This is a genomic window from Corallococcus sp. bb12-1, from assembly GCF_026626765.1.
GTDB classification, from domain to species: domain Bacteria; phylum Myxococcota; class Myxococcia; order Myxococcales; family Myxococcaceae; genus Corallococcus; species Corallococcus terminator.
In genome coordinates this window covers 241,635-261,776 of sequence record NZ_JAPNJZ010000024.1, presented here as the reverse complement: position 1 = coordinate 261,776, position 20,142 = coordinate 241,635, and the positions used below count along the sequence as shown (strand labels likewise).

General features: G+C 67.5%; 17 protein-coding genes. 8 read left to right on the top strand and 9 right to left on the bottom strand.

From position 1 onward, the window contains the following. Positions 1-55 precede the first annotated feature (55 nt). Positions 56-1,522: a hypothetical protein gene (locus OV208_RS28655; RefSeq protein ID WP_267577092.1), complete on the bottom strand. Its 1,467-nt coding sequence runs from the start codon at positions 1,520-1,522 to the stop codon at positions 56-58. 295 nt (positions 1,523-1,817) lie between these two features. Then, positions 1,818-2,942: a sterol desaturase family protein gene (locus OV208_RS28650; protein WP_267577091.1), complete on the bottom strand. Its 1,125-nt coding sequence runs from the start codon at positions 2,940-2,942 to the stop codon at positions 1,818-1,820. 200 nt (positions 2,943-3,142) lie between these two features. On the opposite strand from OV208_RS28650, the gene OV208_RS28645 reads away from it, so the two are divergent. Then, positions 3,143-3,376, top strand: a complete 234-nt coding sequence (locus OV208_RS28645) for a hypothetical protein (RefSeq protein WP_120540081.1) — start codon at positions 3,143-3,145, stop codon at positions 3,374-3,376. A gap of 27 nt (positions 3,377-3,403) precedes the next feature. On the opposite strand, the gene OV208_RS28640 is transcribed toward OV208_RS28645, so the two are convergent. Continuing rightward, a complete protein-coding gene (locus tag OV208_RS28640; protein ID WP_267577090.1) occupies positions 3,404-4,486 on the bottom strand; it encodes an SMI1/KNR4 family protein in 1,083 nt (360 codons plus the stop codon). 199 nt (positions 4,487-4,685) lie between these two features. On the opposite strand from OV208_RS28640, the gene OV208_RS28635 reads away from it, so the two are divergent. Genes OV208_RS28635 through OV208_RS28625 form a run of 3 tightly spaced genes read left to right on the top strand, consistent with a single transcriptional unit; the run spans position 4,686 to position 5,880 of the window. Further along, entirely contained in the window at positions 4,686-5,009 is a 324-nt protein-coding gene (locus OV208_RS28635; RefSeq protein ID WP_267577089.1) for an ArsR/SmtB family transcription factor, read from the top strand. Further along, on the top strand, positions 5,006-5,476 hold the full coding sequence (locus OV208_RS28630; protein ID WP_267577088.1) for an SRPBCC family protein: 471 nt from the start codon (positions 5,006-5,008) through the stop codon (positions 5,474-5,476). Before OV208_RS28635 ends, OV208_RS28630 begins: the two co-directional genes overlap by 4 nt. Before the next feature lie 17 nt (positions 5,477-5,493). Next, positions 5,494-5,880, top strand: coding sequence for a DoxX family protein (locus tag OV208_RS28625; protein ID WP_267577087.1), 387 nt, complete (start codon positions 5,494-5,496; stop codon positions 5,878-5,880). A gap of 207 nt (positions 5,881-6,087) precedes the next feature. Here the strand turns inward: OV208_RS28625 and OV208_RS28620 are convergent, their stop codons facing one another. The 3 genes from OV208_RS28620 to OV208_RS28610 form a co-directional block, all read right to left on the bottom strand. Next, entirely contained in the window at positions 6,088-8,082 is a 1,995-nt protein-coding gene (locus OV208_RS28620) for a S8 family serine peptidase (protein WP_267577086.1), read from the bottom strand. Between the two features lie 221 nt (positions 8,083-8,303). Beyond that, positions 8,304-9,407, bottom strand: a complete 1,104-nt coding sequence (locus OV208_RS28615) for a PE-PPE domain-containing protein (protein ID WP_267577085.1) — start codon at positions 9,405-9,407, stop codon at positions 8,304-8,306. 135 nt (positions 9,408-9,542) lie between these two features. Further along, the gene (locus OV208_RS28610) at positions 9,543-10,325 is read right to left on the bottom strand and encodes an SDR family oxidoreductase (protein ID WP_267577084.1); all 783 of its coding nucleotides are present in this window, start codon (positions 10,323-10,325) and stop codon (positions 9,543-9,545) included. A 131-nt stretch (positions 10,326-10,456) separates the two neighbouring features. Here OV208_RS28610 and OV208_RS28605 point away from each other — a divergent pair, with 131 nt between their 5' ends. Beyond that, positions 10,457-11,236 (top strand): helix-turn-helix domain-containing protein, encoded by a 780-nt coding sequence (locus OV208_RS28605; protein ID WP_267577083.1) that lies wholly within the window; start codon positions 10,457-10,459, stop codon positions 11,234-11,236. Positions 11,237-11,341: 105 nt separating this feature from the next. Next, a complete protein-coding gene (locus OV208_RS28600; protein WP_267577082.1) occupies positions 11,342-11,827 on the top strand; it encodes a VOC family protein in 486 nt (161 codons plus the stop codon). 206 nt (positions 11,828-12,033) lie between these two features. Here OV208_RS28600 and cglB read toward each other — a convergent pair whose 3' ends face one another. Beyond that, positions 12,034-13,344 (bottom strand): adventurous gliding motility lipoprotein CglB, encoded by a 1,311-nt coding sequence (cglB, locus tag OV208_RS28595; RefSeq protein ID WP_267577081.1) that lies wholly within the window; start codon positions 13,342-13,344, stop codon positions 12,034-12,036. Positions 13,345-13,545: 201 nt separating this feature from the next. Beyond that, entirely contained in the window at positions 13,546-14,643 is a 1,098-nt protein-coding gene (locus OV208_RS28590) for a hypothetical protein (RefSeq protein ID WP_267577080.1), read from the bottom strand. A gap of 294 nt (positions 14,644-14,937) precedes the next feature. Between OV208_RS28590 and OV208_RS28585 the strand changes: the two genes are divergently transcribed. Then, a complete protein-coding gene (locus tag OV208_RS28585) occupies positions 14,938-15,534 on the top strand; it encodes a hypothetical protein (protein ID WP_267577079.1) in 597 nt (198 codons plus the stop codon). A gap of 226 nt (positions 15,535-15,760) precedes the next feature. Continuing rightward, positions 15,761-16,771 carry a hypothetical protein gene (locus tag OV208_RS28580; protein ID WP_267577078.1) on the top strand — a complete coding sequence of 337 codons (1,011 nt, stop codon included), beginning with the start codon at positions 15,761-15,763 and terminating at the stop codon, positions 16,769-16,771. Between the two features lie 170 nt (positions 16,772-16,941). Here the strand turns inward: OV208_RS28580 and OV208_RS28575 are convergent, their stop codons facing one another. Then, positions 16,942-20,115, bottom strand: a complete 3,174-nt coding sequence (locus tag OV208_RS28575) for a hypothetical protein (protein WP_267577077.1) — start codon at positions 20,113-20,115, stop codon at positions 16,942-16,944. Between the last annotated feature and the right edge of the window lie 27 nt (positions 20,116-20,142).

The window sequence follows — 20,142 nt, the reverse complement described above, 5'->3', positions numbered from 1 at the left end:
CTCCAAGAGCCTGTTGAATCGGGCTGCTACGAGCTGACGAGTGCCACGAGGGCTGTCAGCGCGTCTTCAAGTCTCTCTGAAGCAGCTCGGGTTGGAGCCAGACCGTCATCCGACTCCGGGCCGCGGCCAGATGCACTCCGGAGTCCAACCAGTCCTCCTTCTTCCCCGCTCTCAGCCGGATTCCCACGCTGCTCAACGGCTCCTTCGAAGTCACGGTCAGCGGCAGCACGCCCCGCTGGACCACCGTGGGTGGCTTGCCGATCGAGCCATCGGAAAGAACCTCCGCCTGCATCCCAGCGGGTCCCTCGAAATGGATCACCGTTCCCTGCTCGCCGTCACGTTCGGAACGGATCTGGATTCCCTGCCGGCTGCTCTCGAGCGTCAGCCAGTCGCTCCGGGAATAGCCTTCCTTCGAGGAGGCGATCTCGCTCCACCACACGCGCCAGAGGGGGCGGACGCGGTTCCAGTACTCCTGCTCATCGGCGGCCTGGAAGCCCCCATGCTGCCTGAGGCCGTTGATGAGATCATTGGACGACCAGGCCGCGTCCTTGACGGGGCCATCGGAGGTGGACCGGCTGCCAACCACAAGCCACCAGGTCAAATCCTCCTCGATGCGGAACACGATCGGATCGCCTGCTTCGGACTCGCGCCTGCGCTCGTCCGTTGCCGCTGACAGCAGGGCCGCACGTTCCGACAGGACAACCTTCGAACGATGCAGCTTGGCCCCCTCGTCCGAGTCCTCGGACACCGCGTGTCTTGCATCCATTTCGACCTCCGCCGCATCGCTCCGCAACCGCGTGAGCGTCGCCGGGTCGGGACGAAGCTTCAGCGCCTCCGCGAGCACGAGCCCCTGGAGGCGGACGAGAGCGGAGGGCGACGCCATGAGCTGTTCGAGCCCCGGCCGGCCCAACCCGCTCAGGGTTTCCAGCGCATTGCGCAGTTCCTGGAGCCGCGAGCCTTCGATGAGCAGTCGCGTGGGCGGAAGCGGCGGCGTCCCGCACCAGGAGTAGGGAACCTCCTCGATGAGTTCGTTGCGGGCGGGGGCCTTCTCCCATTTGGACGCAAGTTCCCGGCCCCGGGCCAGGTCCTTCGCGGCCAGCGCGCTCAGCGCCGGGTAACGGTCCAGCTGCTGGGGAGCAACGTCCTGCGCCGTGAGCGCCCGGAGGAACCCCAGGAGTGCCTCCCGTGCCTCTGGTTCCCGGGTGCGCAGGGCCAGGGCCTCCAGCTTCGGCAGCAACGCCGCCCCACGGGAAAGGAGCCGGATTCCCGCCTCGGCTCGCTGGGCGCGCTCCCCCGACAGCAGCCAGCCCAGCAGTTCTTCCGCTTGCTGGGATCCCGTGTCGGCTTCCCACTGGCTCGGCTCCAGCCAATTCCAGGGCGGTTCGGCTCCCGTGCCGCTCAGCTTCTTCACCGGCGGCGCTGACCGCGTCGCATAGACCCCAAGCGCGGCCTTCGGAGCCGCGTAGGCGGTGGTGGTCAGGAACAGGTAGACCGTGAACAGCCCCGACGCCGTGTAGCGCATCTGTCATCCACCTCCAGTGGGAAGTGATTCTACGCCCGGAACGGACCCGCCTGGCTACCCGACACCCGTGCCAAGCGTCGCTCCGGATGGGGGCCCCTCCACGGAGCAGGATTTCGTCCGCGGCGCGCTGGCGAACTTCCCGAATGTCTTCGTTGAGCCCGCGTTCTTCGCGAAGGTCGCGAGCCGTCACCCGGATTTCATCCACCAGGGCTCCAACCCGGAAACGCAGCGCACGCCGGTGTTCCACCAGCAGTTCCACACCGCCGCGTCCGGGCTCGGTCCGGCCGTCCTCGAACTAGCCGTAGGGCGTCTTCTCGTCGTGCCGCTGGAAGGGGTACGCGAGCTGCCCCAGGTACGTCTCAGGCGGCTGGAACTTCGTGGTTCCGTAGCGCGAAGGCCAGTGCTTCGGCAGGTAGGCGGTGCCGAAGAGGACATCGATGAACGACAGGAAGACGGCGAAGTTCTTGTCGATGCCCTCGTCATCCGACGTGTGGTGCCAGTGGTGGAACTCCGGCGTCGCGAACACCCAGCGCAGGTACGGCCAGCGGTGATTGACGTTGGCGTGGATGTACACCGCGTGGAACGACACGAAGACCAGGTAGCCGTAGATGGCGGACGGGTGGAAGCCCAGCAGGAACACCGGCACGAAGCCCGCGAAGCGGTTGACCAGCACATCCACCAGGTGGCTGCGAGAGCTGGCCAGCCAGTCCATCTGCAGCGTGGAGTGGTGGATGGCGTGGAACTTCCACATCCACCCGAAGGTGTGGAAGGCGCGGTGCACCCAGTAGCTCACCAGGTCCACGACCAGCAGGATTTCAAAGAACTGGAGCCACACGGGCTGCGCGGCGACGTGCGCCTGGAAGTCCATCTTCACGGCCCAGGACAGGAACACCTGCACGGGGATGAGCACCCCGAAGGAGATGAGCTGCACGCCCACGTGGCTGACGAAGAAGTGCTTCAGGTCCGTCTGCCAGCCGGTGCGGAAGATCTTCTGCTCGTTCAGCGACCACAGCCGCTCCATGGGGATGAACACCAGCCCCAGCACCAGCAGGTCCAACGCGAAGAAGTCCAGGCCGGCGCTCATCGCCCGGGGATTGTGCGTGAGGGGCTCCGCCTCGCCGCCCCCCAGGAGCAGCGCCACCAGCGCGAGCGCCATGGCGATGCCGCCGTGCGCCTTGGAGCGCAGCGTCATCACGCTGAAGGTGCCCAGCAGGAAGGTGAGGATGATGGAGACCTGGAGGATGCCCCGGAAGACCTCCAGGTGCTCCGCGTAGAAGGCGCGGCCGTCGTTGGAGACGAGCACGTGGGGAAAGAGGAAGCAGAACTCGGCGACCACGCACAGCACGCCGAGCAGTCCGCCGGTGACGCCGGCGCGCTTGCCCAGGTCGATGCGCCGGGCGGGCGCGAGAAGGATGTCCAAGGAAACCGTCCAGGAGGGAAGAAGCCAGGCGCAAGCCTACGCCACTTCCGTGGAGGTCCAGGACCCGTGCTTCTTCAAGGACGCGCCCCGCGCGGCGGGGTGAGCCTTCCCGAGGCCCGTGGCCCGGCTTGCTCCCATCCCCGCCGCGTCCTTAGGATCTCGACCTTCGCGGCCTCCCCCCATCGCCAGGAACCAACTCCATGCGTTACACGCGCAAGAACATCTCCGAGCTGCTCGATACCGTGCAGGGCAGCCCCGACGTGATGGGCTTCTGGACGTCAAACTTCGGCGGCTCCGCGTTCACCCTGGTCCCCTCCCCCGGAGGCATGATCTGGCAGGACGTCTACGCGCCCAGCCACAAGGTCTGCGAGGACGGCATCCCGTACGGCACCGAGGACGGCATGAACAATCATTGCGGCGGCGCCGGCTATTAGAGCATCGGAGGATCCAGGACCGCGCTCTCAGTATTCCTTCAGGAGCGCGTCGGCCATCGTGAGGCCCAGCCTCTTGAACAGCGCCGACAGCTTCGCCTTCGGGATCATCTTCTTCGCGGCCGCTTCGACTCGGAGAAGCGCGAAAGCGAGGTGATCGAGCGAGGTGAAGGCCGGCGCGACAGTGCCTTCCTCGTGCGCGTAGCGGACGACGGCTCCCGTCGTGACGTCGAGAAGGAACATCTCGCCGGAGCCGTCGCTCGCGATGCCGACGTACTTGTCGTCGGCTGCACCGTAAAGCTCCTCCTTCTTGCAGTCGAAGCCGTAGCTGTCGAAGTCGAAGGCGAGGGTCATCGACGGAACACCACCGCCCAGCACCACGTCGTCCAGCGCGCGACCCGCGGGAACGGCACGGACCTTCTCGCTGCCGGGCTTCGACACGCGGGGCGCCTTCGGGAAGAAGCGCGCCGCGTCGGCCGCGAAGTCGCCGCGTTCGATGTAGCCGGCCAGGGTGCTCGCCTCGGCGTCCTCCCCCCACGCGGTGAGCGCGGTCTTGCTCACGTCGAGGGTCGTGCCGTCCTTGCTGAAGTACGTCGTGCTCTTCAGCTTGCCCTTGGCGAAGACCGCCGTCACGCGATGGGGCCATGGCTTCGGGATCTTGAAGACCTTGGGCAGGAGCGTGGTGCCGGCGTGCTCGAACAGTGCCCCTTGGACCGGCCCGACGACCCACTCGACGGCACCGTCAATCACGCCGTCACGCAGCTCGACCCGCAGCGTGTCCGGGAAGTCGAAACCGGGACGGAAGCACACCTGGACCAGTGCGCCGTCCGCGAACGTCGCGATCATCGTGGTGTTCGGCCCCTTCGGCAGGCCGAGCGCCTCCTGCAGGGCCACGCGCGGCGCGTGCTCGGACATCTGGTGAATGCCGAGCGACCACTTGATCTCTCCATCGAGCTTGCCGTCCTTGCGCGTGGCGTCGAGCAGCAGGAGGCCCGACGGATGGATCCACAGGCGTTCGCGCGAGTCGTTGGGGCCTCCGTCCCGCCAGAGGTTGGCGTCGGCATCGAAGGTGGCTTCGGGAGGCACACTCTTGGGGCGCAGGTCGGTCGTCATCGTGCCGAACCATACCTGCCGCATCCCCTATTTCCAGGAGCATGGTGAGCTTGCTCGGGTCCGGAGGAACTCCCCCATTTTATGTGAAACGGAGGCTCAGGCGGCGAGCAGCGCGCTGCGGCGCAGCAGGCCCTACGCCACTCCGCTTTCATCCAGCCGCTTGACAGGTAAGCATCTTCTTACGCATTATCAGCGGGCGATGATGAACACGGAGCCAGGGGTGTTCGGAGCGATCAGCCACCCGGCGCGGCGCCGCATGCTCGACCTGCTGGTCGACGGCGACCGCCCGGTGAATGAGATCGCCGAGAACTTCGAGATGAGCCGCCCGGCGGTGTCTCAGCACCTGCGCGTGCTGCTCGGGGCGGGCCTCGTCACCGAGCAACGGCACGGCAGGGAACGGCGCTACCGCCTCGTGCCGGAGCAACTGGAGCCGGTGCGCGACTGGCTCGCGCACTACGAGCGGTTCTGGGACGACAACTTCACCCGCCTGCGGCGGCACCTTGAGAAGGGCGACGAGCGATGATGACGAAGACAATCCGACGGGAGCTGAAGTTCACGCAGTCTCCCGCCGCCGTGTGGCGCGCGCTCGCGACCCGCGAGGCGCTCGCCGACTGGATGTACCCGAACGACTTCGAGCCGCGCGTCGGGCATCGCTTCACGTTCCGCGTGCCTCCGGACCCTCGGGCCAAATTCGATGGCCTCGTCGTGCACTGCGAGGTGCTCCGGTGCCTTCCTCCATCCGATCTCGAGTTCACGTGGGTCGTCGGCGAGGGCTGGCTGGATACGCGCGTCAGCTACCGCCTCGAAGCCGATGGTGATGGGACGCGCGTGCTCTTCGAGCACTCCGGCTTCAAGGAGGACTCGGCGTTCCACGGCGCCGAATACGGCTGGAAGATGATGCACGGAAAGCTCGCCAAGGCGCTCAAGGAGTCCTCGCGCGGCGCCGCTCTGCCTTCTCCCGATAACGACAACCCGGCCCTCAAGGCCTGACAACCGAGCCACCACCCATGAACATTCTCTTCTGGATTTTTCAGGCCGTCCTCGCGCTGCTGTTCCTCGCGGGCGGGTCGTACAAGGCGTTCTCGTTTCAGCAGCTCGCGAGCCAGTTCAGCGAGGTCCCCCTCGTGGGATGGCGAGCACTCGGCTTCCTCGAGATGGCCGGTGGCGTGCTGCTGATCGTGCCGGCGGCGTTGAAGTGGATGCCCGGTCTCACCGCGCACGCGGCCGCAGTGCTCACGTTCGAGACGTTCGCGCTCGCCGCGCTGTACGCGACTCATTCGACGAAGCTGACGCCCGAGAACCCGATGATCTGGGCGCTCGTGATGGGGGGGCTGGTCGCCTTCGTGGCGTATGGTCGCTACATCCTCCATCCGGTGGTGTCAGTCTCCGTGTGACGCGTCTTCGGGCCCTTGTGCGGGGAGGGCCAGGCGGCAGGTTCGATTCCCTCCGCCTCCGAATGGCCGCGACGCTGTTCAGGCAAACCGCTTCGTGCACGACAAAGAAAAAGCCCAGCAACCGGATGGGTTGCTGGGCCTCTGAACCTTGAACTCCAGCCTGACGTCCCCGGTGCCGGCGCGGAACCGTCCGCGCCGGCCGGAGGACTACCGGACGATGTTCAGCGCGGTGTCATCCAGGAAGAAGCTCGTCTGCAGCGACGAGTCCTCCGTGCCGTTGAAGTAGATGCGGACGGTCTGGCCCTTGTACGCGGCCAGGTCGAACGTCCGCTGCACGTAGGCCGTGCCCTTGTCCAGGTTGCTGTAGGTGGCCAGCGTCGCCAGCACCGTGCCCGCGCTGTTGCGGACCTGGACGGCCAGCTTGTCGTAGGCCGTCGTGGTCGTCGTCTCCGCCGAGGTGATGCGCGCCCAGAAGCTGAACGTGGCGCTGCACGCCGTGGAGGGGATGGTGATGTCCTGGTAGGCGAACTCGGTGCGCGTGGTGCCGTAGCCGTTCAGATAGGCCTTGAACGTGCCCGTGCGCGGCGCGCTGCCGGACGTGGTGCCGTCGATGACGCCCGACGACGTGGTCCAGCCCGTGTTGCCGCTCTCGAAGCCCGCGTTGAGCAGGAGCTGCTCGGAGATGGAGCAGCTGCCCGTGCCGTTGTTCACCGTCACCGACACCGTGGTGGACGTGCCGACGTTGTTCGCCGCGTCATACGCCTTCGTGGTCAGCGCATAGGCGCCGTTGGCCACCGCCGTCGTGTTCCACGCGATGCTGTACGGCGCTGCCGTCGCCGTGCCCAGCAGCGCGGTGCCCGCGTAGAACTCCACGCGCGACACGCCCACGTTGTCGGAGGCGTTGGCGCTCAGGCTCGCGCTGCCGCTCAGCGTGGCGCCGCCCGCGGGCGAGGTGATGGACGTCGTGGGCGGAGTGGTGTCACTGCTCCCGCCACCGGTGATGAAGAGCGTGTACAGCAGCCGGTTGGGCGAACCCGTCCCCGGGCTGGTGACCTTGTTGGGCGTGGAGTTGTTCACCAGCGCGTCACGCACCTGCGCGGGCGTCGCGGAGGGGTTCGCGCTCAGGTAGAGCGCCGCGGCGCCGGCCACGTGCGGCGAGGCCATGGACGTGCCGCTCATCGAGGTGCTCGACGAGTTGCCGGAGTTCGAGGCCGAGGTGATGCTCGAGCCCGGCGCGAAGATGTCCACGCACGTCCCGAAATTGGAGAACGACGAGCGGGCATCGGTGCTGGTGGTGGAGCCCACGGTGATGGCGTTGGGCGCACGGGCCGGCGAGTAGTTGCAGGCGTTGGCGCTGTCGTTGCCGGCGGCGACCACCGTCGTGACGCCCGCGGCGATCAACCGCTCCGTCGCGTCATCGATGGCCGGAATGCCCACATCGCCCAGGCTCATGTTCGCGACCGCGGGCTTGATGTGGTTGGCCGCCACCCAGTCGATACCGCCGATGACCTGCGCGTCGTTTCCATAGCCCGTGCAGTCGAGCACCCGCACACCGTGGAGGGTGACCTTCTTCGCCACGCCCCAGGTCGTGCCGCCCACCGAACCCGCCACGTGCGTTCCATGGCCATGGCAGTCCGTGGGGTCGCTGTCGTTGTCGATGAAGTCGTAGCCGTTGCCGGTGCGACCGGTGAACTCGGTGTGGGTCAGCCGGATACCGGTGTCGATGACGTACGCATGCACGCCGGTGCCGTCGACGTTGTAGGTGTAGGAGCTGTTGCGCGGCAGGTCACGCTGGTCGATGCGGTCAATGCCCCAGGTCGCGCTGGTCTGCGTCGCCGACACGTGGAGCAGGCCGTTCTCCTGCACATACGCCACGCGAGGGTCGGACAGGAGGCGCTGGGCCTCGGCCTCGCTCATGTTCGCCAGGAAGCCGTGGAGGGTGTGCTCATAGGTCCGCAGCACCCTGCCACCGGTGAGGGACACCATCTCCCGGGCGATGTTCGCCGCCCCCTGCTGCCGGACCTCCTGCGTGGAGTCGCGCAGGACGACGATGTACTCGCCGGGGATGGCCCGCTCCCGGCGGATCATCTGCGCCGTGTGACCGAACTGCTCGCTGTCGGACTCCTGTGCCTCGGGCATCGGGCCGCATGCCGCGGCCAGCAGGGAGATGACACTCACCGCCTGGGTCAGTTTCAGTTTCATTCGGCCTCACGGGAACGTGCGGGCCCCGAATCGGAAGCCCTCGCACAGCCCGTGGAATTAGCTTTTCTTGAAAAAGCCGTCAATGCGGCCCCCCCTGAAAGCAGGCTCCCGCACGACAGAGGACCGACGTCCGCGTCACGGGCGAGGTTCAGTCTGGCGCGGCCCGGGTGAACAGCCGTCCACCCTGCTTGCGCTGACGGCCCTCCCGCTCCCACTGCGCGTCAGACCGCGTCCTGGATGTTCCCCAGATACGTGTCGATGCCGTGCTTGCCGTCGGTGCCGAACACCTCTCCGCTCGCCCCGGGGGAGTCGAAGGTGTGGATGGTCGAGCCCTCGGGGGCCTGCATGGACGGGCCGCCATTGATGAGGCCCACGCCCGGGAACAGGCCGGACACGATGCCGGTGACGATGTCCGTGACGGGGTTGAACTCGTGCGAGCCCAGCCATGTCGGCACGGGGTCCTGGTTGTTGACGTAGAACGTGTAGTTCGGCCCGTCCGGGAACGTCTTGCCCGCGCCCGCGAACATGGTGGCATTCACGTTGCCGAGCAGATCCTCGCGCTTCTCCCGGTTGCCATCTCCGAGGATGGGCAGGTTGCCCCAGAAGCCGCCCATGTCTTCCTTGAGGCGGTTGTCCACATCGCGCAGCGCGCTGGACACGATGGCGCCACCCTGGCTGTAGCCGGTGACGTTGACCTTCTTGCCCGCCTTCAGGTCGTTGTAGATGGCGTCCGCCAGCGTCTGCGCCGCCGGGTTGTTCCCAAACCCCAGCCGGTCCATGCCCGTCTGCGCGACGTCCTCGGCAAGGCTCTGCGAGGCGTTGTAGATGGGCACCACGTTGGTGCCCGTCTCGTTCGCCATCTTCTGGGCCTCGCTCGTGGCGCTGCCCTGCGGGGTCTGGATGCCGTTGACGTGGTACGTCGTCGGCGTGGGGCTCGCGATGGGCGAATCCGGCCGGAACGGCGGCACCTCCGACACGGAGAACTTGTCCGGCGGGTACGCGTAGCCGTCCGAACCCAGGTACATGCCGTCGTAGGTCGTCGGGTCGGCGGATTCGTCGATCTTCAGCGCCCCGCGCGCCTCCTTCGCCGCGTCGGTCAGCACCACCGTGCCAGCCCGCACCGTGCCCGTGTTGGACTGGACGGGGGGCAGGTTCGCGTTGCCCGGCGTGGAACCCGTGGACCTGGCGCTCTTCGCCTCGAAGACGTCCGCGCGCGCCAGGGGGCGGGCCACCTGGTTCTTCGCGGCGGCGGGCGCGGCCTGGGAGTCCAGGGGACGCGGCGTCGCCGGGCGGATGCTGCCTTTTCCTACTCCGTCGATGCCCATGGTCAGGTCCTCAGGATTCTCGGGTTCCAGGGAGTTATCGGAGCCTGAGAGAAAGAGTTGCCCCGTCAGGTCGGATAAGGACGCGGACCCGGGCGTGGGGCACCATTGACGTTGGCGTGGATGTACACCGCTGCCTCACCCCGGCTGCCTCTCCAGGTACTCCCGCACCTTCGCGAACGCGTTCGGCTGCGTATAGACGTCCCCACGGCGGTTCAGGGCTGCGTCGCACAGCACCTGCGCGACCTCCTCCGCCGTCTGCGTCGCGCCACCGATGGCGGCGAGGACCTCCGTGGGCAGCTTCCCGCTGTCCCCCATGCGCTGCCCCAGCGCGTTATGACCGAAGTCGGTCGCGATCCGGCCGGGGTAGACGACGACCACGCGGATCTCAGGGTGCGAGCCCGCAAGCTCGATGCGGAAGGCCTCCGAGAGCGACATCATCGCGGCTTTCGCCGCGGCGTAGGCAGCGCGCGGAGGCAGCGGGGTGCGGCCGAGCAGCGACGACACGTTCACGATCGCGCCCGTTCCGCGGGCCTGGAGGTGCGGCGTCACGACCTGCATGCCGTAGAGCACCGACTTCAGGTTGTCGCGGATCATCGCGTCGACGTCGTCGTCGGTGATTTCGAGCAGGGGGCGGCCGATGCCTCGCCCCACGTTGTTGATCCAGATGTCGACGCGACCGAACTTCGCGACGGCCTCGTTGAAGAGGCGCTGCACGTCGTCGCGCTTCGTCACGTCGGCGACGACGCAGTGGGCCTGGTCCCCACAGCGTCTGGCCACTTCGCCCAGAGGGCCGGCGCGGCGCGCGGCCAGCACGACCGATGCTCCACGTCGCGCGAGTTCCTCGGCGGTGGCAGCTCCGACACCCCCGCTCGCGCCGGTGACAACCACGACCTGGTCTGAAAAGTCTCGTTTGCCCATGCGTTACCTCCACCCCTTTCGTACCTCCCGCCGCGGCCCTCCGATTGGAAGGACCGGACATTTCATCGTGCCTTGCGTGCCGGCTTGAACGGCCACGGTGGACGCGTGAGAGTGCGAGGGTGCCGCGCACGATGGACTCCGCCGCCTTGACGTTCTCACTCTCCCGCTTCGTCGAAGACGTTCGCGCGGTCGTGCCGGCCGCCGGACACGCACGTCACGAACGGCTGCCCGACGGAAGAACGACGCTTGTCTTTCGAGTGCTCGAGGAGGGCCGGAAGGGGGATGTGTGCGTCGCGGGTCCGCGGACGCGGGCGCTGTTCAAGAACGCACCCGGCGTCGCGCGGGCGGTCATCGTTCAGTTCAAGCCGGGCTGGTCGGCGCCGCTCCTGGGCGTGGCGGCGAACGCGCTGACGGACCGGATCGTCCCGCTGGAAGACCTCTGGGGCCGTCCGGGCGGCGACCTCTGCCTCGAGCTCCTCGCGGCGCGAAGACTGCCGGAGGTGCTGGAGCGGCTCTCCCACGCGCTCGCCCTGCGGGCCCACGCGACCTTCGAACCGACATCGGCACGGCTCGCTCGACGCGCGGTTCGCTTGCTCGAAGGCGACGAGGTTCGGGTGGAGAGCGTGGCGAAGCAGTTGGGTGTCACGTCGCGGCATCTTCGCCGCGCCTTCGCGGAGAACATCGGCATCGGGCCGAAGGATTTCGCGCGGACCGTTCGCCTGCAGCGTGCCGTGCGAATGGCGGCGACCTCGAAGGACTGGGGAGGCATTGCCGCGGACGCGGGCTATTACGACCAGGCGCACCTCATCTCCGACTTCCGGGAGTTCGTCGGGCTCACACCGGGCGCCTTCCTGAAGCGTCCGGGCGTTTGGCCAGGCACCGGCGCCGCGCAGGCCGCTGCCGACTCCTGAACGCAAGCAGGGGCTCGTACGGAGGGAGGGGCGGAGGGCGGTCTGGCTTCGTGCTACGGCCTCCTGCCGGCGCAGCGTCCACCGTAGTCCCAAGGAGGACTTCCCATGTCCGTTCCCCAGAAGATCGTCACCTGTCTGTGGTGCAACAACAACGCGGAGGAGGTCGTGGGTTTCTACACGTCCATCTTCAAGGACTCGAAGGTCCTGCGGGTCGCCCGTCACACGGAGGCGGGGCCCGGCCCCAAGGGCTCGGTGCTGACCATTGAGTTCGAGCTCGCGGGACAGCGCTTCCTCGCGCTCAATGGCGGGCCGCAGTTCCCCTACACGGAGGCCATTTCGCTGAGCGTGAGCTGTGAGACGCAGGCGGAGGTGGATGACCTGTGGGACAAGCTCATCGCGAACGGCGGCAAGCCGGTGCAGTGTGGCTGGCTCAAGGACCGCTTCGGGCTGTCCTGGCAGATCGTCCCCACGGTGATGCCGGAGTTCCTCCAGGACCCGGACGAGGCGAAGCGGGACCGCGTCATGCGCGCGATGATGAAGATGGTGAAGCTGGACATCGCCGCGCTGAAGCAGGCGGCGGAGGCGCGGTAGCCGCCACTTCCGCAGGGAAGAGCGGGCCGCCCTGCGACGAGCCGCCGGGGCAAAGCCGCAAGCACCAGGCTGCCTTGCTGCATGGGCAGACGGAGGCCGTGCGGCTCAACGACCGGCCCCGGGAGTACGTCGAACCCTGATGGGCCCGGTGAGAGGGCCCATCCCCCCGCCAGGGCCCGGGCAGAGCCGCCTCCGCCCGCCGCGCGCTAGAGTTCGCGGATGGCGCGCACTTCGACGCTGACCGGCGCTTCCGGACGCGACGCTTCGAGGCGCGCGCAGGTGCTGCCGGTGAACCGCACGCCCGTGTCGACCACCGACCAGGAGTCCGGCCCCCCGAGCGTGCGCTCACCGTTGATGTAGACGACGATGAGCGAAGGGTCGGACGGCATCTGGCTCGGATCGAGCGGGATGTAGCAGGGCTCTTCGCGCTTGATCTTCTCGCTGATCGCCTTCAGCGCGGCCGCCAGTTCCACCTGGTTTCCCGCCTGGTAGAAGGCGCGACCGCAGCGCTTGGCGCTCACGTCGCACGTGTCACCCGCGCCGCAGTCGAGGTCCGCGCGGCACTCGCGCGCGAAGCCGCCCGCACGGGCCATCTCGTTGAGCACCTGGGGACCGGCGCCCGCCGACGTCTCCGCGCCGAAGCCGATGACGATGGTGGAGATCTCACGAGCCTTCAAGGACTGCACCGCCGCGACCGAGGCGTTCTTGTCGAGGCAGCCCCGCTGATAGTACGCGCTGTCTTCCACGAGGCAATGGGTTGTCGGGACCACCGTGCAAGCGCACTCCTGGGGATTCTTGCCGCCGTTGTATTCGTTGTCCGCGTTGCAGTTCGGCAGACCGTCGGTCAGCAGGATGATGATCTGGGGGCGCTCCTTGGGGTCTGTCGTCAGCAACGAGCCCGTGAACGCCAGACTCCCGCTCGTCGGCGTACCACCGCGGGGACGATTCGCGCCGCCGTTGGGAATCGCCTGCAGGATGGTGTTGAGGTTGTTCGCGTGGGCCAGCAGGTCGGCGTCCGCGTCCAACGTGGTCGGGATCTGGACGCGAACGCTCTCGCCCGCGGAGGCCGCGGCGCAGAGCTGGGCCACGGTGGGCGTGGCCGACGTGATGGGCGCGGGATACGTCGTCAGGCCGAAGCGGACCAGCTTGCCGCTCTCCGCCAGGAACGGCGCCATGGCGGCCTGGAGTTCCGACCAGCGCGTGGGACACACGGACGTATCGCAGGGAAGGTCCTCGTCGCAGATGTAGTCCTGCCCCCGCGCATCCTGGCCGTGACAGACCTTCACGCCGTTCACGATCTTCTCTGGCTCCACCGGCTTCGTCATCGAACCGGAGGTGTCCACCAGCAGCATGACGTCCGGCTTGCTTCCGCGCGCCGCGATCACTGTTTCTATCGTCGTCTGGGCGATCGCGAGCGGATCCACCGGTTCGAAGTCATACGTTTGACAGCCAGCCAGCATGGCACCACCGACGATGCCGGCCAGCAGTGCGCTCAGGGGGGTTGACTTGGCGCGCATAGGCTTTGGGGAGTTCCTTCCAGCGGGGAATCGCAGACCACGAAGGCGCTCACCGTAACGCGTGAGCACCCACCGTGGCTACAACGACTTGCATCTGGCAGGTCCCAGTCAGGTGAAGTCGCGAAGTTCCAACAACAAGCGAGACTCTTGGACAAGGAGCGATGGCCGCGACGGGCTCCGTCACGGCCATCGCTCCGGCGCTCAGTCTTCGAGTCGCTCCGGCGTGAGGCATGCCGCCGCGAGGTCCAGGTCCTCCAGCGGGATGCGCTGGATGTGCTCCCGGGGCTCCTTGACCTTGTCGCGGTACTTTTCCGAGCCGCTCTCGTACGTCACCCAGAGCTCGCCATCGATGACGTTCACGCCCTGGGCGTAGGGGTCGATCAGCCCGTTGCTGATGTCCACCCGGGCATCGATGTCCGCCTCGAAGGAGTCCTCGGTGGATTCGATGGGCTGGTAGACGAGCTTGTGGTCGCCCGTGGTGAACAACAGGGCGTCGTCGACCACCGTCATGCCCTGGGCGCGGTCCGGTGCCCGGATGGGCCCTTCGCGCGAGTCCTCGATGAGGGCACCGGTCTTCTCGTCGAGCTTGTAACGCCAGACGGCGCCCGCCTTGCCATCGCCGTCCGGGCTGTAGCCGCCGATGTACGCGTAGCCGTCCTTCACGGTCATGTAGCTGCCAGCGGACACGAGGTCGAGCCCGGTGGCCGGATCCTTCACGCCGTCGCGCTCCGGGACATCCATCACCTGGAAGGCGCTGGCCTGGGTCCCGGCCTTCGCCGCCCGCTCGAGCTCCTCCCGCGTGTAGACGAAGATGTGATCCGTGTCGGAAACGTAGACGAACTCGCCGTCCGTCGAGACCCCGCCACCGTGCGTGGGCGCGGGGCCCGTGGAACTGGAACCTCCGAGTTCGACCTGGAGCGTCTCGCCGCCCGAGTCCTTGTCCTGCACGGAGAGCAGCACGTCGTGGTCGTCGTTGTAATAGGTCGTGAGCACTTCGCCCCGCCCGGCGTCGTAGCCCTGCCCCTGCGGCGTCCACCCATCGCCCAGATGCAGCATCGGCGGACCGTGGGTCTCGCCGCTGGCCGCCTGGGTCAGCTCCGGCGTGACGCGCAAAGTCTCCGTGGACGCAGGCGCGCTCCCGTAGCCGCTGAGGTTCACGGGGTGCGGCCGGGCCTTGTCCAGGGCGTCCTTGAAATAGGGCGCAGGCGGAGCCGCCGGCGTCGGAGGCGGGGCCGCCGGGGCCTTCGTGATCGCCGTCTGGACCGTGGTGACGACCTGCCGGATGAGGGAGCTGATCAAGGTCCTGCCTCCATGAAGGCATCCAGCATACGCCCAGGGAGACCAGAGCAAGGGCTTCCGGCTGGGCAAGTGCGTCAAGGCCGCCTGCACCTGCTTCTGAGCGACGCACCCTCGCGAAGCCCACGAGGTCTCATGCCGCGCGCCGGGCCAGCCCGGCGCGCGGCATCCCCCTGAAGAACGACGACTGCTCAGCGACCCGGCTGGGGCGGCCCGCACCCAGCGTCCGAGGTGGATTGGTCTTGTATCGGACTCTCCCCTAGAGTTCGGCACCGTCCCCACACCCGGAGTCACTCCATGCACTGCATCCCGCGCGCTGCCCTCCTGTCCGCCGTCCTCTGCCTGTCCGCCTGTGGCGGGGCCCCGGAGGCGGAGGGCACGGACACCCTGGCGGAGCAATCCCAGACGCTGCTCAACGGCACGTCCCAGGGCTGCCAGTACGGCATCTCCTATCTCTCGCTTTCGTTCTACAGCCCGCCGCAGTGGAACGTCTATCTGTCGCGGTATTCGTCCGCGACGTGTACGGCGCGCACCGTCCTGCTGGGGGTTTCGTACAACGTCCCCAAGATCTCCCTGGCCGCCAACGACCTGGGCGTGGCGGTGGGCTACGCGTACCGGGCCAGCCCGAGCGTGAGCGGCAACATCCAGTGCCGGGTCCAGCACATCGAACCGTCTGGGATGACCGTCACCCGCACGTCGGATTTGGTGGTGATGTACGGCGCGGGCAACGTGGAGACCTGCAACCTGGCCATCTCCGGCGATGGCACCACCCTGACCGCCGGGGGCACCAAGACGGGGCCGCTGGCGGGTGAGACGGGCAGCGGCAGCAACTACGTCGCCACCTTCGCCGACTTCTTCACCACCACCAACGCGCCCACCTTCGCCGCGTACTGAAGCCCTCGTCGCACACGCGCCGCTGAGAAGCGCGTCATGGGGCCTCCCGCTGACGCGTCATGGATTGCGCCTGATGCGTCAGCGGGGCGGTGGAGCGAGGGCCGCGGCTGGAATTCCGCGCGGTTCGGAGGTGAGAGTCATTGGCGTGATGGGTGCAATGGGGTCCGCGCATCCGCCGGGGACCTTCCCCGCTCGCGGATTTCACTCCCTTCGACGAGGCACGCCCATGACCACCACGTATGACGACCTGTTCTTCCGCACGACCACGTCGGACGCCGGGGAGATTCCCTCCCCCCGCAACTACGAGTCGCCGGACATCATCCCCTACGGCATCTCCCCCCAGGGGGACCCGAAGACGCTCTTCACGTCGAACTACGGGCAGGACGTGGGGCAGAATCTGGTGGGCAACGGCCCCAACTACATCTACCTGCGCACCAAGAACCTCTCCTCGGGACCGCAGCAGGGGGTGGCCTCTCTGTACTACTCGAAGGCCAGCCTGTTGCTCTTCCCGGACCAGTGGCAGGACAACCAGATCCTCACCAGCGACAACCAGCCGGGGTCGCTCCTGAAGGCAGACTCCGCGGGGGACATCGCCGTGACGGAGAGCCCGTTCTTCTGGGAGCCGAATGACATCAGCGGGGACCACTACTGCCTCATCTCACGGGTCGTCACCGACAAGCATGAGAACCCCATCCCCCAGGTGGGCACCTACTCGGACCTGACCGACTTCATCATCGAGAATCCCGGCTTCGGCTGGCGCAACGTCAGCGTCGTCGACTCCAACAGCCCCAACTTCAACCACACCATTCAATTCCCAGGGAAGCCGGATGGCGGACAGTTCATCTTCTTGCTGACGTGCACCAATGTGCCCGCCGGAGGCAGCGTCGCCTTCTCGTCGGGTGACGCGGGTCCCAATCCGCCCATCGTCGTGCAGCCGACCGTCGTGCCGGACACGGTGCCCGGCCCGGATGGGAACCGGAGCTGGGGCACCTTCGTCATCAGCAACATCCCCCCCAACTTCGAGACGAACATCACCTATTCCTACTGGGCCAACGGCACCAAGCCCCTCCTGGGCTTCAAGATCCAACTGTCGTTCCAGGCCTACGTGGCGCCCGGCAGCAAGAACTTCAGCCGGATGCTCGCGCCCCACCAGTTGGGCGCGCCGCCCGAGCTCGCGCAGAAGCTGAGCGGTCAGCGGGGCATCACGCTCGGCTCTCACACCACCATCATTCGCTGAAGCCGCGCCTCGCGCACGAAGCAGACCCCAGCGGTCATCGGGACGGGTGGTCCAACCGTCACCGATGGCCGCTTTTCTCATGCCCGCGCACCGGCGGGACACGACGAAGCGGCCACCCGGGGCAGGCGTGAAGCCCGCCCCCGATGGCCGCCACGGTCCCGCCCTCTTCGTCAGGGCTGGTTCTTCGTCACGCTTGCTTCGCTCAGCACCATGGACCAGTTGTTCATCAGGTCCACCCGCGAAGCGCCCTGCCCCTGGGACGTGTACGTCAGCGACGTCTGCGTGTTCAGGTGACTGGTCATGTACATGAGCCTCTTCACCGCGGGCCCCGGTTGCGAGGGCTGGCCCTTTGCGTCCAGCAGCGAGTCCCGGAAGCGCGCGTTCAGGTAGGCCGGCGGAATGGTCTGGTAGTTCATCCTTACGCGGATGCTCTTCCACCCACTCACCTGGGCCAGCGGCACCTGGAAGGTGATGTGGTCCGTGCCTTTCGCTGGCGACGTTTTGAAGTCCGGGTCACCGGACACGCTCATGTCATTGTCGCCCAGGACAGCGCTGAACGGCTCCGTGAGGCGCGCCATCTGCTGGAGGTTCAGCCCGAGCAGCATCTCGTCCGACTTGCGCTGCTCCGCTGAAGTCCACCCCTCCGGCAGCAGGCGGTTGTCCTTCACCGCCTTGAACTGCTGGAGCTCCAGGCTGGACAGCCGGTTCAGGTCATCCACCGCGCGCAGCTCGTAGATCTGCGCCTGGTCCTGCCGGGTGATGAGCTGGTAATTCGGCTGGAGCTTGGACACATCGGTGGTGAATTCGCTCGCGAGCAGCGCGCTGTCATCCGGCTTGCAGACGCCCGAGCAGATGACGCCCAGCGCGTTGGGCTGGCCCGACGCCCACAGCACCTTGCCGTCCGCGTCCGACACCTCGAACTGGAGGAAGGCCCGGCGGAAGCCCGCGCCACTGGGGAACTTGTGGCCCACATTGCTGGTGACGGTGACAGGCACCTTCAACAGGCCGTTGTCTTCGGTGAACGAGTCCACGGAGAGCAGCACCGCGGGCTGTGTCGGGTCGAAGACGCCCTGCGCGGTGTTCACCGCCAGGTCCAGGATGGACTGCTCGGCGTTGAGGAGGTTCTTCGCGAAGGTGTAGTCGCGCTTGCCGTCCGTGAGCGGCGCCACCGAGCCGTCCGGGAACTTCAGGGCGAGGAACACGTCGTCCACGCGCAGCGCACGGCCGGGCTGGAAGGCCAGCCGCAGCGCGCTCGTTCCAGCGGGAATGCGGGTGGGCTCCGCCGCCTGCACGGGAATCCAGCGCTGCTGGCTCGCCGGCACGTTGAGGGTGCCAGCCGAGTTCGTCCAGGCCCCCTGCCCTGTCTTCTGCTGCAACGTGAGGGTGCCGCAGGGCACGACGCCATCGCAGTACACCGTGGCGCCCCACTGCACGGTCGCCGCGCCCGCCGCCTTGTCGATGAGGGCCTGGTACGCGGACACGTCCACCGTCAACGACGCGCCGCCGCTCAACTGGAAGAACTGCGCGCCATGGCTGGGCAGGATGGTTTGCTGGGACTGCCCCTGCTGGGAGGCCACCACCGTGACCGTCGCCTCGGTCTCCGGCGCCCAGCCGTCGGCCGTCAGGTCCGCCTTGGGACCGTCCTCCGCGCCCGGGTTGGTGACGAGGTTGGGCGTGCGCGCGAGGATCTCCGGGCTCTGGAGGTACGGCGGCACGCGCGAGTCCGGCTGCGCATAGAAGTCCAGGCCCAGCACGTCCGGGAACTGCTGGAACATCTCATGGACGAACAGGTTGATGCCCAAGAGCGTGTGCCGGTTGTACTGCCGGGGCGGCAGGGTCTGGTTGTCGCGGTAGAAGGCCGCCAGGGCCTCGTTCTGCTGCGCCACCTTCACGTTGCCGTCGAACGGCAGCGCGGGCTTGGTGATCTGCATGTGGCACGTCATGCAGGTGGCCGTGGACTGGGCGTAGCCGCTGTTGAGCCACTCGAAGTAGGTCGTCTGCTCGTATGCCAATTCCACGCAGGGGTCGGTCAGGAAGTCGCCGGTGCTGCTGAAGGTCGTCTGGTTCTGCGCGCAGCTCACGGGGCGCTGGTAGACGCCCTGGGCCTCCGCCTCCGCGATGGGCATCGAGGGCCGGTAGTTCGTGGGCACCCGGGGCAGGATGACGACGTGGCACGAGCCGCACACCATGGAGTCGCGCAGGTAGCTGTGTCCGCCCACCGTGGCGGCCGTCTCCAGGCTGAGCCCCGCGGCGGCCATGGGCTGCTTGTTCAGGTGCGTGTCCGGACCCACGATGGTGCCCGGGCGCAGGTTCATGGACGAGGTGAAGGGGAACGCGGGCGGCTGCACGGTCTCCGACCGCGTCTTGAGGCGGTCCGACACGTTGTCGCCGAAGAGGGTGCCGCTCGTGGTGCCGTAGAAGGCCGTGTAGTCCGTGCCGTTCCAGGGCTGCCCGCTCGCGGGCGCCACGGAGTGACACGCGCTGCACGACACGCCGTCGCGCCCCAGCGCGCCCAGCACCGCCTGCTCCGGATCCTGCGAGGAGTTGGCCGGCGTCGCGTAGAGCAGGTCGTGCGTGAAGTCCCGGCCCTCGCCATCCGCCTGGCGCTGGGCCAGCGGGGAATGGCAACGCAGACAGAGCGTGTCCACCTTGGCGGGCTGGTAGGGCGACAGCTTCCGCGTGGTCTCCACCTGCGCGAGGAAGATGGGGTCGCGGCCCGCCAGCGCCTTCACGGACGCGCTCCAGTCTCCGAACGGAGACCAGTTGGCCACAAGCGGCAGGGGCGCGGTGGGATCCAGGAAGGACGGCGCCGTGTTGTCATCCCAGAACTGGTCCACGTCCTTCATCCGCCAATAGGCCATCGTGGCCAGGGGCTGGTAGGTGGGCAGGGCGTCGGGGGGCAGCTTGAGGTCGTCGCTGGCCAGCCAGTCCGCGTCATGGCAGGACTGACACACCAGCGAGGAGTTGAAGCGCTGGCTGCCCAGGTTCAAGCCATTGTGCGCGATGTCCAGGGTCCGGGCGGGCAGCGCGGAGAGGTCCCCTTTCGTCAGCGAGGGGAAGGTGACGCCGCCCTGCTTCGCATAGAAGTCGAGGAACTGCTGGGCCCGGATGTCCCCCTCGTCCAGCGGCTGGGTCAGCTTGTTGCCGTGGGGAAAGACGGGATAGGGCGTCGACACGGTGCCCGGGGTGGGGACCGAGACGACGTTGACTGCATTCGCGTCCTCGCGGACAGGGGGGGGCTTGGTGGAATCCCCTCCCCGCTGTCCGACCACGGCCACCGCCACGCTCAAGGCGCTCGCGCCTCCCAGCGCGAGCAGGAGATATCGCTGACGACTTGTCTTCATGGATTGATCCCGGTTGGGGTGAGCAAG

Excerpts from the sequence above, each read along its gene's own strand:
- OV208_RS28630 (WP_267577088.1), top strand. The coding sequence starts at position 5,006 with ATGATGACGAAGACAATCCGACGGGAGCTGAAGTTCACGCAGTCTCCC.
- cglB (WP_267577081.1), bottom strand. The coding sequence starts at position 13,344 with ATGCGCGCCAAGTCAACCCCCCTGAGCGCACTGCTGGCCGGCATCGTC.
- OV208_RS28575 (WP_267577077.1), bottom strand. The coding sequence starts at position 20,115 with ATGAAGACAAGTCGTCAGCGATATCTCCTGCTCGCGCTGGGAGGCGCG.
- OV208_RS28645 (WP_120540081.1), top strand. The coding sequence starts at position 3,143 with ATGCGTTACACGCGCAAGAACATCTCCGAGCTGCTCGATACCGTGCAG.
- OV208_RS28635 (WP_267577089.1), top strand. The coding sequence starts at position 4,686 with ATGATGAACACGGAGCCAGGGGTGTTCGGAGCGATCAGCCACCCGGCG.
- OV208_RS28605 (WP_267577083.1), top strand. The coding sequence starts at position 10,457 with ATGGACTCCGCCGCCTTGACGTTCTCACTCTCCCGCTTCGTCGAAGAC.
- OV208_RS28600 (WP_267577082.1), top strand. The coding sequence starts at position 11,342 with ATGTCCGTTCCCCAGAAGATCGTCACCTGTCTGTGGTGCAACAACAAC.
- OV208_RS28640 (WP_267577090.1), bottom strand. The coding sequence starts at position 4,486 with ATGACGACCGACCTGCGCCCCAAGAGTGTGCCTCCCGAAGCCACCTTC.
- OV208_RS28610 (WP_267577084.1), bottom strand. The coding sequence starts at position 10,325 with ATGGGCAAACGAGACTTTTCAGACCAGGTCGTGGTTGTCACCGGCGCG.
- OV208_RS28585 (WP_267577079.1), top strand. The coding sequence starts at position 14,938 with ATGCACTGCATCCCGCGCGCTGCCCTCCTGTCCGCCGTCCTCTGCCTG.
- OV208_RS28580 (WP_267577078.1), top strand. The coding sequence starts at position 15,761 with ATGACCACCACGTATGACGACCTGTTCTTCCGCACGACCACGTCGGAC.
- OV208_RS28620 (WP_267577086.1), bottom strand. The coding sequence starts at position 8,082 with ATGAAACTGAAACTGACCCAGGCGGTGAGTGTCATCTCCCTGCTGGCC.
- OV208_RS28655 (WP_267577092.1), bottom strand. The coding sequence starts at position 1,522 with ATGCGCTACACGGCGTCGGGGCTGTTCACGGTCTACCTGTTCCTGACC.
- OV208_RS28625 (WP_267577087.1), top strand. The coding sequence starts at position 5,494 with ATGAACATTCTCTTCTGGATTTTTCAGGCCGTCCTCGCGCTGCTGTTC.
- OV208_RS28615 (WP_267577085.1), bottom strand. The coding sequence starts at position 9,407 with ATGGGCATCGACGGAGTAGGAAAAGGCAGCATCCGCCCGGCGACGCCG.